Raw genomic sequence first — 18,175 nt, 5'->3', positions numbered from 1 at the left:
TTTTATGGCGAACAGATTTAAGAATGCCTTAAAATTCAGTTTAAACAGGGAAGATAGTTCTTTGGACCTCAGGAATATCAAATACCTCCCACGATGGGCGGTACTTCTTATTGATATTTCCCTGGTGCTCATTTCTTCTATTCTCACTGTTTTGATTATCGTAGATCTTACCCCAAATTATTACACAATACTGGATTTTCCCGCCAAGATCCTTATAGGGGTATTGGTACACGTTTTTTACTTTTTTATCTTTAAAACATATGCTGGAATCATTAGGTATTCCTCCAATATAGATGCTTTAAAACTTCTATTGGCCACCACCTGTGCTTTTCTTACTCTTATTCTTATTAATTATGTCACCTTCTTCATCATTGGAGAAAAGATTTACCTTATTGGGGGATTATTAATTAATCTGTGGATCGCATTTTCTTTGTTATTCATGTTCAGGCTGGGTGTAAAGCAGGTATATGAATTCTTCAAGCTAGCCCATAAGAATGAGGTATTGGTACGGGCTGTAATTCTGGGGGCAGATGCCAACGCGATCTCCATTGCCGGAGCTTTGGACATTGAGCATCCAAAGCGTTTTAAAATAGTAGGATTTCTAACCAAGAAAAAGCACCATAAAAGCATTAGGATCCTTGATAAACCTGTGATCAATTATAAGGATACCCTGCATAAGCAGGTAAAGGCACTTAATGCTTCAGCCATTATTCTTTCTGAAAATGATTTCACTTCTGAAGAGAAATTTGCAATTGTAGAAAACTGTCTGGAAAATGATATAAAGGTGTATAACGCTCCCATAGTTTCTTATTATGAGGATGAAGAAAAGCCTATTGCGCAGCAGGTAAAGACACTTCAAATTGAAGACCTTCTGGAAAGAGAACCCATTAAGCTGGACAAAGAGAATAAGGCGGCACAATTAACTGGTAAAACTATTTTAGTAACCGGGGCTGCCGGATCCATTGGTAGTGAGATCGTGAGACAGGTTGCCTATTATAATCCCAAGAAATTACTTCTCCTGGACCAGGCAGAAACCCCGTTACACAATTTACAACTCGAGGTGGAGTCAAAATTTCCGGGGTTGAATTATAAAGCTATTATTTGTGATGTGGGAAACCAGCGACGATTGGAACTCATGTTCCAGAACCAGAATGTGGACGTGGTGTACCATGCAGCAGCATATAAGCATGTTCCTTTAATGGAAGGAAATCCACACGAGGCGGTATTTGTAAATATAAATGGTACAAAGAATCTTGCAGACCTTGCTGTAAAATACAATGTGGGCCATTTCGTTATGGTTTCTACAGATAAAGCTGTGAACCCAAGTAATGTAATGGGAGCCTCGAAAAGAGCTGCAGAGCTTTATGTGCAGTCCCTGTTCCATCAGCAAAGTTTGATCAAAGATAATCCTACTAAATTCATAACGACCCGCTTTGGAAATGTTTTAGGTTCCAATGGCTCTGTAGTCCCCTTATTCAGAAAACAGATTGAAAAGGGTGGACCTATTACCATTACCCACCCAGATATTATTCGTTATTTTATGACCATCCCGGAGGCTTGTCAGCTTGTACTGGAAGCAGGTACTATGGGAAAAGGAGGGGAGATTTTTGTTTTTGATATGGGAGAGCCGGTAAAGATCATGGACCTTGCAATTAAGATGATCAAGTTGGCAGGTTATATTCCCAACAAGCACATTAAAATTAAGATCACCGGTTTAAGACCCGGTGAAAAATTATATGAAGAACTGCTAACCAAGGAAAGCAAAACCCTACCCACCCATCATAAAAAAATTATGATTGGAGTAGATAAGATGAGGGATTATGAGGAGGTGAATCAAAAGATCACCACTATCATAAAATCGGCCAATAAATTGAAAAATGACATAGTAGTGGCCGAACTAAAAAATCTCATCCCTGAATTTATAAGTAATAATTCGACCTATGAAAAGCTGGACAAAATAAGTGAGAATGCAGAGTAACACTTTCTTAGAAATTACAGGAATAGCCAAAAAGGATTCTTTTAAAGCCTTAATCAAATCCCCCTACCGAATGACATTTAAATATTTCATTATAGTTTTCAGCATATTTTTACTAACGAGTTGTTCTACCAGGAAGGAAATTGTGTACTTCCAGGGTGCAGAGCAATTGGATGGCACGCAAAATCTTATGGAATTTGAACCTGTCTTTGAAGTAAATGATATTATTTATGTAAGAGTGACATCTATGAATGAGGTCGTTGCAGCTCCGTTCCAAATGCAAACCGGCGGCCAGGCCGGGGGAGGTGGTGGCGGTGGAATGCAACGTAATCCTTCTTTAATGGGATATATGGTAGATGTAAATGGAAACATACAATTCCCGGTATTGGGAGAAATAGAAGTTGCAGGAAAAAGCAGGAGCGAACTGGAAGCATATCTAACTAAAGAGATTAGGAGATATGTAACAGATGCCGTAGTAGCAGTGAGGTTATTAAATTTTAGAGTAATAGTACTCGGGGAATCGGGGGCTACTACCGTCGTTCCTGTAGAGAATGAAAGGATTAGTATACCGGAGTTAATTGCATCTGTAGGAGATATTACTTATAACGGAATAAGGGATAAGATCATGATTATAAGAGAAGTCGACGGAGTTAGATCTGTGGGATATGTGGATATGACAAGTGCTGATGTTTTTAATAACCCTTATTATTATTTAAAACAAAACGATATTGTTTACGTTGAACCAACCCTTAGACAGGTGAAATCTGCCGGTTGGATTACGAATTGGCAGGGATTGGTATCTATTGCAACTACCGCATTAAGTTTAATAATATTATTTACCAGATAAGCCTGATGGAAGAATTAAACGATTTTAATGAGGAGAAGGAATCAAATTTTGACCTGAAGGCAGAGATCTTCAAGTACCTCGCTTACTGGCATTGGATCCTGCTTGGTTTCTTAGTGGGAGGACTGCTGGCTTATCTATATAACAGGTATACAATCCCAAAATATTACACTCAGTCTACCATACAAATCATGAAAGACGGGGAGAATAATGTAATGAGTGCATTACCCTCAGGGGCGGGGCTTCCTTTCTCTCTTTGCAAAATGACGGATTGGAAAATCATATAGAAAAATTGCGATCAAAAAGTCTTCTCGAGAGCGTAGTTGATGAACTTGACCACAATATTTCTTATTTCATAGAGGGAAATGTGATCACTGTTGAAGCTTATGAAAGTAGCCCTGTCAGAATTCAATTTATTACCTCAGATTCCCTGGTTAATAAAGCTTCAGCCAACCTGAAAATAACTCCGCTTTCAGATACCGAATTCCGACTTGAAGAAGAGTCTAAAGCTTACAGCCGTACTCACAAGATAGGGGAGGTGATTAATTTCGAAGGCTCCCAATTCACAATTTTACCAAAAGCAGGTGGGCAGGAAGGTAGTTTTAAAACCACCAATACCGTAAACATTCGCTTAATGCCGGTACGAGATGTGGCAAATGATTATTTAAACAGGCTTGTTATCCAGAAGAAAGGTCAGGCACAGGATATGCTTGCAATTTCTATGGTGCATCCAACAATAGAAAGAACCGAAGATTTTCTCAATAAGTTGATGGAACGCTTCAATGAGGAGGAGGTTAATAATAAAAGAGAGGTTGCTGAAAATACTACCAGATTTATCCAGGAAAGACTGGAAATGATCACTACGGAACTTGATTCTGTTGAAGGTGGTATTGCTGATTTCAAGCGGGAGAACCGTATGATGGATGTTAGTAGCACAGCCGGAATGTACCAGTCGCAATATACTACTGCAGAACAGGAAATTTTTAACCTGGAGACCCAGTTGGCGCTTATTGGTTCAATAGAAGAACTTTTACGTACCCAGGAAAATTACCAATTATTACCAGAAGCCGGAGTTACTGAGGGTGGCATCTCAGGTCTAACAACTTCCTATAACTCACTGGTTCTGGAACGTAACCTTTACCTTCGTAGCTCAACTGAAGAAAATCCGGTGGTACAGGCGATCAGTGATCAATTAGATTCGCTAAAGGCCAATTTATTTGAAAGCATCCAAAGCACCCGCAGATCTCTAAATGTACAGTTAGGAGAGTTAAACCAGCGTGAAAATAGGGCCCAGGGACAGTTCAGCAATTTTCCGGGACTTGAAAAAGGAATGCGCAGCATTGAAAGGCAGCAGCAAATTAAAGAGCAGTTATATTTATTCCTTTTACAAAGGCGGGAAGAGGCTGCTATTAGCTTTGCAGCCACGGCTTCTGTGGCTCGTATTGTAGATCCTGCATATACCCACCCTTCACCGGTGGACCCCAAGCCCTGGCTAATACTTGTGGGTGGTTTTATAATAGGTCTAATTTTACCTATTGTGATCCTTTTTGTGAAATTTATGCTCGATTCCAAGGTTCACCATAAAGGGGATCTTGCGCCGCTCATAAAAACTATTCCTTTTTTAGGTGAAGTTCCCAGGGTAGCTGGTGAAAATGAGGAGGTGATCCAGGTAAATGATCGTTCCCCTCTTGCAGAATCCTTTAGGATTTTGCGGACTAACCTGGCATATCTTATGAAGGCCAAAAAGGAAAATCGCGGAGAGGTAATATTTGTGACTTCCACGATAAAAGGTGAAGGAAAAACCTTTATCTCTTATAATCTTGCACGTACTCTTGCAACCACAAAGAAGAAGGTCATCATTATTGGGGCAGATATTAGAAATCCAAAGCTTCACAGATATCTCGACTTACCTATGGAAACAAAAGGCCTCTCAGATTATCTATACGACTATGATTTAAATCCGTTAGATATTGTCACCCCCTCTGAAGACAGGAATATAGAAGTAGATTTGATACTTTCAGGAACTATCCCGCCCAACCCGGCTGAATTATTAATGAATGACAGGATGGAGGCTCTTTTAAAGGAATTATCACAGTCTTACGACTATGTAATTGTGGATACCGCACCTACTATGATCGTTACTGATACGCTGCTTATTAGTCCGCTGGCAGATACTACCTTGTATGTTACCCGTGCCGGGTTTACAGATAAGAAGCTTCTGGATTTTCCGAAAGATCTTAAACAGCAAGGGAAACTTAAGGGACTTGCAATTATCCTTAACGATGTGGATTATTCCAAATTCTCTTACGGGGCCAAATATGGTTATTCTTACGGTTATGGTTATGGATATGGTGTGGATAAAGAATCCAAGTGGAAGAGGCTATTTAAAAAAGGAAGCTAGAAGGAGAATTTCTCTTTAGTTTTCTCAAAGACCGGCCGTAACTGTGTGGCCTGCTTTTTAGTGATTTTAATTGCTTCAAGTTTTTCGAGGTGCTGCAGCCTGTGGGTATCACTTCCTATAAAATCTATCATTCCAGCTTCCAGCAGCTTAAATGCGGTGTGCTGCATGTTGCTGCCATAATGTGTAGATAATGAAAGGGCATTTAATTGAAAAAGGCAACCCCTGTTTTTTAGCTCCTCATATTTTTTAAGATCCCTGGCGTGATAAAAAGCATATCGTTCAGGATGGGCAAGCACGGGTCGGTATCCGTGGGTTTGTATCTTGAAAAGGATCTCTTTTAAATTAATGGGGGCCTGAAAGTAGGACATCTCAACAAGAAGGTATTTATCTTTTAAAACCAGCAGTTCCTCCTTCTCTATAAGCTCCATAAAACTTTGGTCCATCATATACTCTGCCGCAGCCTTGATTTCAACCTTATCCAATTCCGGTTCTTTTGCTACTGCATTTTTGAGTTTTTCCAGTGCAGAATTGATCGTTGAAGGAGTATTGGGATAGTAATCGTTCATTATGTGAGGGGTGCAAATAAACCTGGTGTACCCCAGCATTTTCATCTTCCTTAGTAGCTCCAGAGAATCAGCAAGAGAACCGGCGCCGTCGTCAATTCCCGGTAATAAATGATTATGAATGTCTGTTAGTCCTTCAAGCAGGTCCTTTAAGAATAGCTTTTTCTGAAATATGCTTAGCATAAGCTTTTTTGTATAATAAATTTACATAATTTTAAATCGTCAAAACAGTGCTCCTCTTTTTTCCAATTATAAAAAACCGGAAAATTAAAAACAAGGCATTGGTGAACAGTATCATATGAAAGTAAACCTACTCCCTCTAATCTTCTTTTTTATTGCCATTTCCACATTTGCCCAGGTTCGTTTTGAAGGTAACTTCACAGGTAAAGGTATTGCTTTTTCAGGAGAAGAATCACCCTTCTGGATGCATAGCAATCAAAGGGGCAGGATGAATGAACTATCCAATGTTTCTTCCTTGCTGGGAGGGATAGCATCTTACAATATTACAGAGAATGCCCGGTTTAGCCTGGGTGCCGGGGTTTTGTACCAGGATGGATATATCGATGATTTACAACTTGACGAAGCCTATCTGGGATTTCAGAACACCTGGCTTGCAGTTCACGTGGGAAGAAAACAGCGTGCCGACCTCTACCGCGGCTTAAGTGCCACGAATGAGAACATCATCTGGTCCCTAAATGCGAGGCCTATGCCTGGAATTAGCTTAAGGACCACAAGGCCTGTTATGTTCTGGCCAGAAGCAGGGCTGGGTTTCCAGGCAAGCCTGGAGGAATTTATTACAGATGATGATAGGCATGTGCAGGACACGAGAGTTCATCATAAAAGTTTCCACCTGGTATTGGATAAACCAAAATTCCAGGTTTCTGTAGGTCTTGAACATTTCGCGCAATGGGCAGGTACCTCTCCTACTTTTGGAAAACTTCCGGGCAGTTTTGATGATTATTTGAGAGTTTTTAGCGGCAAGGAAGGAAGTGATGATGTGGAGGGGCAGGAAGTTAATGCCCTGGGTAACCATCTGGGCAGCTATGTGGCCGGAGTTAAGACCTCAATTCAAAATTATAACGTAGAGTTTATCTATAACCACATATTTGAAGATGGAAGTGGCAGAAGGCTTGGTAATACTCCAGATGGCCGATACGGCATCTTTATTACAGATAAGGAACCGGGCAAGTGGGTTGATGCATTTATGTATGAATTCTTCTACACCAAACATCAAAGCCGCACAAGCTCCGGAACAGATGGGGCCGACAACTATTTTAATAATAATCTTTACCGTTCCGGCTGGACTTATGAAAACCGAATTTTAGGTGTTCCTTTCATATTCCTCGATGAAGAAAGGTTTAGGGTCATCAATAATATTGTCGCCGCTCATCACGTAGGAATTTCCGGGAAAGGGTTCAATATGCCTTACAGGCTGCTCACCAGTTATCGTAAGAATTACGGAGCCAAAGGTGGCGGACAATTACGTAGCGATATACTTTCCACGTATTTGGATCTTAATGTATATCAAAGTATACTCAATGTATATCTTCTATTGGGTGCCGACTTTAGCACCATAGCTTCTCCTAATTTTGCTGCAGGGGTGCAGGTGAGTAGAGTTTTATTTTAATAAAAACGGGTATTATAACGCTAAGGGCATATTCCAATGTATCCTGATTGGGAATCCGAGAAATTCCGCCCCTTCAGGGCTTGGATAGGATTGCTTCAAACTTTATCATCCCGCTTCACGGGATGCTGACAGATTTCGCCCCTTCAGGGCTTCGATTTTAGAAACAACTATATTTTAGCCCTGAAGGGGCGGCCATCTATCAGCGATGGGTGTAGCCCATCGTATTTAAAACCAGCCAGTAAATAATAAGCCCTGAAGGGGCGTAATATCGAATATTATGGGACAGTCACTTGTAAAAAATTATGTCCACCTTATTTTTAGTACTAAAAATAGAAACCCCTTGATACACCCGCCGGTGGAAGGAGAACTTTATAATTACCTGGGTGGAATATGTAATCAACTCGAATGCCAGGCAGTTCAGGTTGGAGGCTATTTGGACCACGTACATATACTTTGTATGCTATCAAAGAAAATAACTTTGATGAAATTAATTGAGGAACTCAAATCGCATTCGTCCAAATGGATCAAAACCAAAGGAGTAGGATATCAAAACTTTTATTGGCAAAGTGGATACGGAGCTTTCTCTGTAAGCCCTTCGGAGATAGATAAAATTATAACATACATCACTAACCAGCACGAACATCACCGGAAGAAAACATTTCAGGAGGAATATCGTGATTTTTTGAAAAGATATAATGTTGATTATGATGAGAGATATGTTTGGGATTAGTAATTCAAAATAGAACACGGAATATTCCGCCCCTTCAGGGCTTGGATATTGATGTTTTATTATTCTTCATCCCGCTGCACGGAATTCTGACAGATTTCGCCCTTTCAGGGCTTCGATTTTAGAAACAACTATATTTTAGCCCTGAAGGGGCGGTAATCGATCAGCGATGGGTGCAGCCCATCGAAAAGGAGAGAAGGCATTTAGGTCGAGCCCTGAAGGGGTGGCAATCTATCAGCGATGGGTGCAGAAAAGGAGAGAATCCAACCAGTTCGAGCCCTGAAGGGGCGTTAATCTAGCAGCGATGGGTGTAGCCCATCGTCAAAGAGGAAAATCGAAGTCCGAGCCCTGAAGGGGCGGTAATCTAGCAGCGGTGGATGCAACCCTTTAAATTCTTTGGTGATAGATAATGTCAGATATGTTTGGGATCAAAAATTCAAAAAGGAATTCTAAAAATTTCGCCCCTACAGCGCTGGATATGATCGCTTTGTAATTTTTTCATCCCGCTGTACGGGATTCTGACAGATATTGCCCTTTCAGGGCTTCGATTTTAGAAGCAACTATATTTTAGCCCTGAAGGGGCGTTAATCTATCAGCGATGGGTGTAGCCCATCGTCAAAGAGGGGAATCGAAGTCTGAGCCCTGAAAGGGCGGTAATCTAGCAGCGGTGGATGCAACCCTTTAAATTCTTTGGAGATAGATAATGTCAGATATGTTTGAAATCAAAAATTCAAAAAGGAACTTTAAAAATCACGCCCCTTCAGGGCTTTGATATTGATGTTTTATTATTCTTCATCCCGCTTCACGGAATGCTGACAGATTTCGCCCTTTCAGGGCTTCGATTGTGGAAATGAATATATATTATAGTCCTGAAAAGGCGCAAAATACGAGTAGAGTTCAGCCAGGAAAATATATATAAGTACCTCTGAAAGGGCGGTAATCTAGCAGTGGAGGATGCAACCCCTTAAATTCTCTGGTGATAGATAATGTCAGATATGTTTGAAATCAAAAATTCAAAAAGGAATTCTAAAAATTTGCGTCCCTACAGGACTGGATAGGATTGCTTTAAACTTTATCATCCCGCTTTATGGGATGCTGACAGATATTGCCCTTTCAGGGCTTCGATTTTGGAAACAACTATATTTTAGCCCTGAAGGGGCGTTAATCTAGCAGCGATGGGTGTAGCCCATCGTCAAAGAGGGAAATCGCAGTCCGAGCCCTGAAGGGGCGGTAATCTAGCATTGGTGGATGCAACCCTCTATACTTTTTGGAGATAGATAATGTCAGATATGTTTGGGATCAAAAATTCAAAAAGGAACTCTAAAAATTCCGCCCCTTCAGGGCTTCGATTTTAGAAACAACTATATTTTAGCCCTGAAGGGGCGTTAATCTATCAGCGATGGGTGTAGCCCATCGTCAAAGTGGAAAATCGCAGTCCGAGCCCTGAAGGGGCGGCCATCGCTCAGTGATGGGCGAAGCCCATAGGGAAAGAACGGATTTTATGATTTTAGCCCTGAAGGGGCGGCAATCTATCAGCGATGGGTGCAGCCCATCAGAAAGGAGAGAAGCCAATTAGTTCGAGCCCTGAAGGGGCGGCCATCTATCAGCGATGGGTGTAGCCCATCGTCAAAGAGGAAAATCGAAGTCCGAGCCCTGAAGGGGCGTAATATGCACGCAAGGGCTAGTGACCGTATATAAAACCTACGCTTTAAAAGAAATTTGTGTATTTTGACCATCATTATGCATTACCCCAAACAACCCACTTATGGCGCAGCCCGAAAAGACTATTGAACGGGAAAAGATACTTCAGGAATTCCTGGATATAACTCTTAAGGAAGAACATCAAACCAATCCTGTACCTGTTCTGCTCCTGGACCGGCGGGCCAATATCCTCTCCTTTACACCTTCAGCTGACGAATTAATTAAAGAGTCCTGGAATGGGCTACTTTCAGAAGCAAAGAACATCTTTGAAATTATTCCCACCCATATGCTGGAACTCTTCAACAAAAATTTAAAGAGAGCGTTTCTGTCCTTTCAAATAGGAGAAATGACTGCGGAAACCAACACGGGGAAGTCACTGATCATAAGAATTTCACCCTTTTTAAGTGAAAATGGATCTAATAGCATCGTTCAAATTTTTCTTGAAGAAGCCGATAAAGACAGAATCCCGGAAGTTGCCCAGGCAGGAAAGGTCCTGGACAGTGCCTCAATTGGAATTGTAGTGACTTCAAAGGATGGAAAAGTGCTTGAACACAATGAGGCTGCCTGTGAAATGTTTGGTCTTGAAACCAAAGAATTTGCTGCTGTTGATTATAAAGAATTATTTGTAACTACCTGCGGTAAACTGGATTCCCTGCTTAAAAATAAAAATAAGTTGGGCGGGATATCGGGGGAACTTTCGGCAATCAAAAAGGACGGGAGCTATTTTCCGGTTAAGATCCATACTTCAGAAGAAATCAATCAAAAGGGGGAAGTTATAAAACGTACTATTCTTCAGGATATAAGCGAAGAAAAAGAACAGGAACAGGCACTTGACAGGACCCTTCAAACCCTGCGATCCCTATACGAGAATCACCCCGATGCTGTTTATTCCCTGGACCTGGAAGGAAATTTTATGCACCTTAATAAAAGCGCTTCCCGTTTAATTGAAGCTACTGTGGAGGAGATGAAGGGACGAAGTTTTATCCCGCTTATTCCAAAAGAAAACCGTATTCAACTTTCAGAAAACTTTCAACAGGCATCCCGGGGCCGGGAAGTGAATTATAATACCGCTTTTATTAGCCGGAAAGGAAAAAAGCGGCTTCTCAATGTTTCAAATTTTCCTATTATAACCAATGACAGGATCACCGGTGTATATGGAATAGCACGGGATATTACCGAATCCGAAGCCCAAAAGCAGGAAGTTTATCAAAGCCGGAAAAGGCTTAAAAATATAATGGATCGCTCTCTTGATATGATTTGTACCATAGATGGTGATGGAAAATTTGTAGAGGTAAGTACTGCCAGCAGGCGAATCCTGGGTTATGAACCCGGTGAATTAACAGGTACTCCCTTCCTACATTATGTTCTTCCTGAAGATAAAAAAATTACTGAAGATACAGGGGAGGCGATAGCAAACGGTACTGAGATCACAAGCTTTTCTAACCGGTATATAAAGAAGGATGGGGGATAGTACCGCTTATTTGGAGTGCAAAATGGGATGATAAGGAAGAATTGATGTATTGCGTGGCCCGGGACGCATCTGCCCTTAAAGATGCTGAATTAAAGATCCTGAAGGAGCGCTCTATGCTCAAGGCGATCATCGATAACATCCCCGATCCTATCTTCGTGGTAGACCGTGACCACCGGGCTATTCTCACCAACAAAAACTTCTATTCAGATTATTTAGGAAAAGAAAATGAAGCCGAAACACTGGGCTTACAACCTGTAGATTATTTTTCACAGGAAGAGGGCATGGAGGTCATGGAGGATAATACCCGCGTGATGAATTCTGGGGTTTCTATCATTAATAGAAAGGAAACTGTTTATGATCACCAGGGGAACAAGAATGTTATTTTATTAACCAAGGTGCCGCTTATCATTGAGAAGGAGGAGGTATCGGGATTAGTGGGAATAGCAAGGAATATAACAGCGGCGCATAACCTGGAACAGGAGCAGGACTTTATTTACCGGCTTATTGACACCCTTGGAAAGGCTTCTACTTTTAAATTGGCTTTGGAAAAAACAATTAAATTGCTCTCTGAGTTTTTTGGTTTTGAAGCAGCCGAAGCCTGGAAAGTGGGGTATGACCAGAATAATTTAATTCGTATTGCAGAATATAATAGGGATGTAAATATTTGGAGTGGCAATGCGGTTTCTAACTTTAAAAAAGGAGCCGGACTCCCTGGGATGACCTGGGAAAAAGGAAAGATACAGGTTTGGGAAAAATTGACCGGGGATGAGCGCTTTATAAGAAAAGAGCCTGTGGTTGTTCATCAAATGGATTATGGCATTGGACTTCCTATAATTTATAAGGGGGAAGTCCTGGCTGTACTTACATTTTTAGCAAAGAAACAACCAGATAACCGCAACAGGCTGGTGGATTTACTTACGCGAGTGGCAATTCAAATTTCAACAGATGTACGACGTAAGTTGACCGAGAACCGCCTGAACAATATGTACAAATACTCTCCCAATTTAATTGTCGTTGTGGGGATGGATGGTTATCTAAAAAAAGTTAATCCTGCTTTCGTGAAAATGTTTGGGTATACAGAAGAGGAATTGTTAAACACCCCTATCAGCCAATTTCTTCATCCCCAGGACCAGGCCTCAACTTTTCAAAGGCTTAATGAAGTAGCAGAAGGCAGAAGCCCCAGGAATTTTCAAAACAGGTGCAAAGCAAAGAATGGAGATTGGAAATGGATCTCCTGGACTCCGGCCGAACTTCTGGAAGAAGAGGGGATCGTACATGTATTTGGGATAGATATTACTTCTTTAAAATCTTCTAACCTTGAACTTCATAAATACAGGAATGTAATTGAAAGCTCAAAAGATGCGATTGGCCTTTTTACACTGGAAACCGGGGAGGTTTATCTTAATAGCTCTTTTCAGGAGATCCTGGGATATGAAACAGGAAATCTCAAAGGGCAGGAGGCCATTGAGAATATGTATCATGGCGATATAATTTCCCGGGAGATCTTTCCCACCTTACTTGCCGGGAGGTATTGGGAAGGAGATTTGCAAATTAAGAATAGCGAAGGTGAAAATCTGGATTATTACTTCAGCGGTGGTCCGGTCTTTAATTCAAATAACGAAGTCATAGCACTCTTTGGAATACATACCGATATTTCTGAAAGAAAGAAATATGAGGCAACTCTTAAGAATTACGGGGAAAGAATAAACAGGATCCTGGAGAGTATAACCGATGGTTTCTTTTCTCTGGACTCTTCAGGCTTTGTAACACATTGGAACAAGGCTGCCGAAAAATTTTCAGGCATTGCCCGCCATCAAATAGAAAATCAGAATCTTTGGCAAGTGGTACCCGAGGCGAGGGAGCTTTTATTTTTCGATAAACACCAGGAGGCTTTGAAAACAATGGAGAAAACCTCTTATGAAGAATTTCATGCACCTTCAAAGAAGTGGTACGAAGTAAACATATATCCCGGGGTAGAAGGAGCTTCGGTTTACTTCAAGGATATTACACCCAGAAAATTAATAGAAAATAAAATAAAGATCGCCAAAGAACGCTATGACCTCGTTGCAAAAGCTACCCGCGAATCTGTTTATGACTGGGATGTTATTAAAAATGAACTGGAATGGAATGGGGCCTATTATGAGGTATACGGTTACAAAAGATTATTGAGAAAAGATAATTTATCTCAATGGCTGGAAAACATTCATATTGAGGACCGGCAGAGCATTGAAGCAACCCTGGACCTTGCTTTGGAGTCTGGTGATACCAAGTGGGAAAGTGAATACCGCCTGGTAAAATCCAATAGGAAAATTGCGTATGTACTGGAGCGTGGTTATATTATTCGTGATGAAAGCGGTAAAGCTATTAGAATGATTGGTTCCCTGCAGGATATTACAGAACTCAAACAAAATGAAAGGGCTCTCGAGGAGCTCAATCACCAACTACAAAGAAATGCAAAAGATCTTGCCGATTCCAATGCAGAGCTGGAGCAATTTGCTTACATCGCCTCGCACGATCTCCAGGAGCCTTTAAGGATGGTGACAAGTTTTCTCTCCCAGCTACAAAAGAAATATGATGACCAACTGGATGATCGTGCAAGGCAGTATATTCATTTTGCTACAGATGGGGCTGTGAGAATGAGACAGATCCTTTTGGATCTCCTGGATTATTCCAGGGCGGGCAGGTTGGAATATAGCCGGGAAGAAGTAGATCTCAATGATATGCTTACCAATATTGAAAATCTTTATGCAAGTAGTATAAAGGAAACAGGTGCCACCATTCTTTATGGTAAACTACCCGTAATTTGTGCTGCTGTTACCCCTCTTCAAAGAGTGCTTTCCAACTTAATAAGCAACGGTATAAAATATTCACACCGGGATATTCCACCTATCATTAAAGTGACTGTAAAGGAAGAATCGACCTGCTGGCAATTCTCCATTAGTGATAATGGAATAGGAATAGATGAAAGATATTTTGAAAAGGTATTCATTCTTTTTCAACGTTTACATTCCCGTGAGGACTATTCGGGTACTGGGATAGGCCTTGCTATATGTAAAAAAATCGTAGAAAATCATGGTGGTGAAATATGGCTGGAATCTAAAGAAGGAAAAGGAAGTACATTTCATTTCACCATCAACAAACAATTTTAGTATATTTACATGCCCCAACCCCAAGAGATTATGAATTTTATTGAGATCCTGCTTGTTGAAGATAACGAAGGAGACATATTATTAACCACAGAGGCTTTAAATGATAGCGAAATTGCTACCAATATTTCTGTAGTAAAAGACGGTCTTGAAGCTTTAAATTACCTCCAGAAGAAAGATAAATATTCCAATGCCAGGTCTCCCCAACTGGTACTTCTAGACATTAATTTGCCAAAGGTTAATGGGTTTGAGGTGTTGCGGGAAATAAAATCAAGTGAAGATCTTAAACACATTCCTGTTGTGATCCTTAGCACATCATCTTCAGAAGAAGATATACATAAATGCTATAGCAATTACGCTACCTGCTTTATCACAAAACCTTTAAGTGCCGATTCTTTTTCAGAAGTCATATCCAGTGTCCAAAATTTCTTTAACTCTGTTGTGCAACTCCCAAAAACAGTTTAACCCCTACATCAATGACTTTATACAAGGAGCCCCTCAACATTCTTGTGGTAGAAGACCATCTTGGAGATTATATCCTCATTGAGGATTACTTAACTGAAGAGCATCCCAATCTTGAATTGACAAGAGCCGCATCTTTCTATGAAGCCAGGGAGAAATTATCCCCCCTTCAAAATTTGATGCTATTTTACTGGATCTTTCCCTACCCGATTCTACCAGTGCGGAATCGCTTGTAAAAGATGTGGTGAGCCTCGCATGGAAGACCCCGGTAATTGTTTTAACAGGTTATGCCAATAAGGGTTTTGGGGTCAAGACCTTATCACTGGGAATATCAGATTATTTGCTGAAGGATGAACTCAACGCAGTCCAATTATCCAAAAGCATTTACTATAGTATTGAGAGAAAAAAAATAGAATTTCAGTTAAGTGAATCTGAAAAAAAATACAAATCTCTTTTTGAATTAAGTCCGCTTCCTAAGTGGGTTGTAGAACGCAAGGACCTCAGATTCCTTAGTGTAAACGCGGCGGCGGTTAAGATGTATGGATTTTCCCGGGAGGAGTTTTTAAATATGAAGATAAGGGACCTCTGGACCAATAAAGAAGAGCCGGGGATTGAAGATCTTTTAAGCAGGAAGAAGGATGATCACTTTAACTTAAAGGTATCTCACACCATTAAAACCGGAGAACAGATCATCGTTGATGTTCAAAGTAATCCTATTATATTTGATGGGATTGAGGCGCGGGTAAGCCTTTTGAATAATATCACCGCTCAACTCACTGCAGAGAAAGCCCTGATGCATAGTGAACAAAGGTTTAAGGCCCTGGTTCAGGACGGGTCAGACCTGGTGATGATCCTGGATTTCAAGGGTAATTTTAAATACATAAGCCCATCTGCCAAAGCAGTTACCGGGGTTTCTGCAGAAAAACTTTTGAAAAATAACTTTTTCTACCTCATTCATCAGGAAGATGCAAATATGGTGAAGGATTGCGTGCAGCGGCTGGAGCATACAAAAAGGATACAAATACCCTCTTACAGGATAAAGTCCGGGGGAAATAAATATCGTTGGATCGAGACCGTTATTACAAACCTGTCGCAGGATCCCGCAGTAAATGGGATAGTAGCAAACTCCAGGGATATAACAGATTTTGTACTGCAGGAAAAACAGTTAAGGGAAAGTCTTACCCGTTATGATATAGTGGCAAAGGCAACCAGCGATACTATTACAGATTATGATGTTAAGAATGACCTGATGCATTATAATGAGGGGATAGAAAATATGTTTGGCTATAAGCGGGATGAGGTAGATCCCCGTGGTTCCTGGTGGGAGGAAAAGGTGCATCCAGAGGATAGAAAAAGAGTAAATATTAAGGTTGCAGATGTTTATGCAAACAGGACTTCTCAATTACAGATTGAATATCGATTTCGATGTGCAGATGGCAGCTATAAGTATATTCTGGACCGTAGCTATATGGTAAGGGATACTGAAGGTAATCCATCAAGAATGATTGGTTCTATGCAGGATATCACAGAATTGAAAAGATATATCGAGACGATTGAAAACAATAACAAACGCCTTAAAGAAATAGCCTGGACACAATCCCATGTAGTTAGGGCGCCCCTTGCCAGGATTATGGGACTTATCGATCTCCTGCAAAACCATGAGGATATTGAGGATATTGGGCTTTTACTAAATAGTATAATGTCCTCTGCCCGGGAACTGGACGGCATCATAAGGAAAATTAACAGTAAGACCGAAAATGCCAGTCTAAAAGGGATGGAATGTTAAAGATCATACTTATTGATGATGACGATATAGTCCTTATGATCCAGCGCAAACTCCTTCAAAGATGTGGGATTAACAATGAGATCCTCTCTTTTAAAAAAGGCAGGGAAGCCCTGGATTTTTTATTGGGAGAGATTGCAAATCAAAACTTTCTCATCCTGCTGGATATCAATATGCCCGTTATGAACGGCTGGCAATTTCTTTACAGGCTTGCCGAGCTGGAAATCCCGCATGATATAAAAGTGGTAATGGTAACATCTTCTGTAGATAGTTATGACCGTGAAGCTGTAGTGAAATATGATAAGGTGATTGGATTTATTGAGAAACCCATCACGGCAGAAAATTGTGAGAACTTGAAGAAATATCCCTCGCTGAAACGATTCTTTTAAACATCTCTTTCTTTTGGATTGCCTTCCTCTATTTTTTCATCTGCCCATTCTTTTTCCTCTCCATCTGCTTCCTCAGGTTCCTCCTGCAGTACCTCTGCTCGCGGCTCATAGTTGAGCTTAATAAAAATAGGAAAATGGTCTGATCCTATACTTTTAAGCCTGGCAAGTTCAATGAGGGTAAAGTCACTGGTATGAAATACATGGTCCAACGGCCATCGCAGGAAGCGGTTCCCTGCGTGAAAGGTGTTGAAAAATCCCCGGCCTATCCTGGGATCCAGCAATCCGCTTAATTTTTGAAAAAGTTTTGTAGTCCTGGACCAGGCGACATCATTGAGATCCCCAAAAACCAAAACCGATTCCTTATCCTTTTTTACATCTTTACCTACAAGTAGTAATTCAGCATCGCGGTTGGTGGATGTTGGATCCTCGGTGGGGCTGGGAGGCATTGGGTGTAAACAATGTATTTTTATCCTGGACCGGTTATTTAAACGCACATAACCGTGAATAGAGGGTATCTCGTCAGAAATGAGGTATTTCACTTCAATGTCCTCCAGCTTAAGCCGGGAATATAAGTGCATCCCATATAGATTATCCAAAGGGACTTTTACCCCGTATGGGTATTGCTGTTCGATGACCTCGAGCTCCTCCTCCCATTTTTTATCTGTCTCGAGCGTCAATAAAAGATCTGGTTCTTTTTCTTTAACAAGTGCAATAAGACGTTCGTGGTCCCTGTTGGTCATTAGGACATTGCTTACCAGCACAGAGACTATGGATGAAGGGTCACTCCCTTTAAAAGAGATCACCTGCTTTTTGGCTAAATATGTATAGGGATAGATCTTGGCTGCCTGATACAGGAAACTTAACAGAAGTAAGCCTGTTATAATGTAATGATATGTCTCTTCAAACGAATAGAAAAAAATGGAGAGAGTGATCATTAACATGATCAAAAAACTTATTTGTATTCGCGGGAAGTCAAATCCCCTTACCCACCATTGGTCAAATCTTGTTAAGGAAGCAATAGTGGGCACAAGCATGATAATACCAAAAAGAGTAAGTAATATTTCAGCTATGCTCATTTAGATCTTT

General features: G+C 40.8%; 14 protein-coding genes. 12 read left to right on the top strand and 2 right to left on the bottom strand.

The window, feature by feature from the left end; genetic code table 11:
* Positions 1 to 4 precede the first annotated feature (4 nt).
* From FHG64_RS03910 to FHG64_RS03900, 4 genes are all read left to right on the top strand, one after another.
* Positions 5 to 1,978 (top strand): polysaccharide biosynthesis protein, encoded by a 1,974-nt coding sequence (locus FHG64_RS03910; RefSeq protein WP_139065192.1) that lies wholly within the window; start codon positions 5 to 7, stop codon positions 1,976 to 1,978.
* A gap of 70 nt (positions 1,979 to 2,048) precedes the next feature.
* Positions 2,049 to 2,822 carry a polysaccharide biosynthesis/export family protein gene (locus FHG64_RS03905; protein ID WP_139067884.1) on the top strand — a complete coding sequence of 258 codons (774 nt, stop codon included), beginning with the start codon at positions 2,049 to 2,051 and terminating at the stop codon, positions 2,820 to 2,822.
* Positions 2,823 to 2,827: 5 nt separating this feature from the next.
* A complete protein-coding gene (locus FHG64_RS19525; protein WP_246054278.1) occupies positions 2,828 to 3,106 on the top strand; it encodes a hypothetical protein in 279 nt (92 codons plus the stop codon).
* Entirely contained in the window at positions 3,091 to 5,220 is a 2,130-nt protein-coding gene (locus FHG64_RS03900; protein ID WP_246054276.1) for a GumC family protein, read from the top strand. Before FHG64_RS19525 ends, FHG64_RS03900 begins: the two co-directional genes overlap by 16 nt.
* On the opposite strand, the gene FHG64_RS03895 is transcribed toward FHG64_RS03900, so the two are convergent.
* The gene (locus tag FHG64_RS03895) at positions 5,217 to 5,966 is read right to left on the bottom strand and encodes a tyrosine-protein phosphatase (RefSeq protein WP_139065191.1); all 750 of its coding nucleotides are present in this window, start codon (positions 5,964 to 5,966) and stop codon (positions 5,217 to 5,219) included. The two genes, FHG64_RS03900 and FHG64_RS03895, sit on opposite strands and share 4 nt — an antisense overlap.
* Before the next feature lie 115 nt (positions 5,967 to 6,081).
* On the opposite strand from FHG64_RS03895, the gene FHG64_RS03890 reads away from it, so the two are divergent.
* The 8 genes from FHG64_RS03890 to FHG64_RS03855 all read left to right on the top strand — a co-directional run bounded on the left by FHG64_RS03890 (position 6,082) and on the right by FHG64_RS03855 (position 17,089).
* Positions 6,082 to 7,410: a capsule assembly Wzi family protein gene (locus FHG64_RS03890; RefSeq protein ID WP_139065190.1), complete on the top strand. Its 1,329-nt coding sequence runs from the start codon at positions 6,082 to 6,084 to the stop codon at positions 7,408 to 7,410.
* Between the two features lie 277 nt (positions 7,411 to 7,687).
* A complete protein-coding gene (gene tnpA, locus FHG64_RS03885; RefSeq protein WP_139065189.1) occupies positions 7,688 to 8,140 on the top strand; it encodes an IS200/IS605 family transposase in 453 nt (150 codons plus the stop codon).
* 1,762 nt (positions 8,141 to 9,902) lie between these two features.
* On the top strand, positions 9,903 to 11,309 hold the full coding sequence (locus FHG64_RS03880) for a PAS domain S-box protein (RefSeq protein WP_139065188.1): 1,407 nt from the start codon (positions 9,903 to 9,905) through the stop codon (positions 11,307 to 11,309).
* 44 nt (positions 11,310 to 11,353) lie between these two features.
* On the top strand, positions 11,354 to 14,458 hold the full coding sequence (locus FHG64_RS03875) for a PAS domain S-box protein (RefSeq protein WP_139065187.1): 3,105 nt from the start codon (positions 11,354 to 11,356) through the stop codon (positions 14,456 to 14,458).
* Between the two features lie 9 nt (positions 14,459 to 14,467).
* On the top strand, positions 14,468 to 14,920 hold the full coding sequence (locus FHG64_RS03870; protein WP_246054274.1) for a response regulator: 453 nt from the start codon (positions 14,468 to 14,470) through the stop codon (positions 14,918 to 14,920).
* A gap of 11 nt (positions 14,921 to 14,931) precedes the next feature.
* Entirely contained in the window at positions 14,932 to 15,153 is a 222-nt protein-coding gene (locus FHG64_RS03865) for a hypothetical protein (RefSeq protein WP_139065186.1), read from the top strand.
* Positions 15,154 to 15,161: 8 nt separating this feature from the next.
* Positions 15,162 to 16,703: a PAS domain S-box protein gene (locus FHG64_RS03860; protein ID WP_168191313.1), complete on the top strand. Its 1,542-nt coding sequence runs from the start codon at positions 15,162 to 15,164 to the stop codon at positions 16,701 to 16,703.
* Positions 16,697 to 17,089 (top strand): response regulator, encoded by a 393-nt coding sequence (locus FHG64_RS03855; RefSeq protein WP_139065184.1) that lies wholly within the window; start codon positions 16,697 to 16,699, stop codon positions 17,087 to 17,089. The genes FHG64_RS03860 and FHG64_RS03855 overlap by 7 nt, the downstream gene beginning before the upstream one ends.
* Here FHG64_RS03855 and FHG64_RS03850 read toward each other — a convergent pair.
* Positions 17,086 to 18,165, bottom strand: coding sequence for an endonuclease/exonuclease/phosphatase family protein (locus FHG64_RS03850; RefSeq protein WP_139065183.1), 1,080 nt, complete (start codon positions 18,163 to 18,165; stop codon positions 17,086 to 17,088). The two genes, FHG64_RS03855 and FHG64_RS03850, sit on opposite strands and share 4 nt — an antisense overlap.
* Positions 18,166 to 18,175 lie beyond the last annotated feature (10 nt).

The sequence above is a fragment of the Antarcticibacterium flavum genome (assembly GCF_006159205.1).
In the GTDB taxonomy this organism is placed as follows: Bacteria; Bacteroidota; Bacteroidia; order Flavobacteriales; family Flavobacteriaceae; genus Gillisia; species Gillisia flava.
The sequence above is the reverse complement of the archived record's forward strand: the minus strand, read 5'-3'. Positions and strand labels throughout refer to the sequence as shown.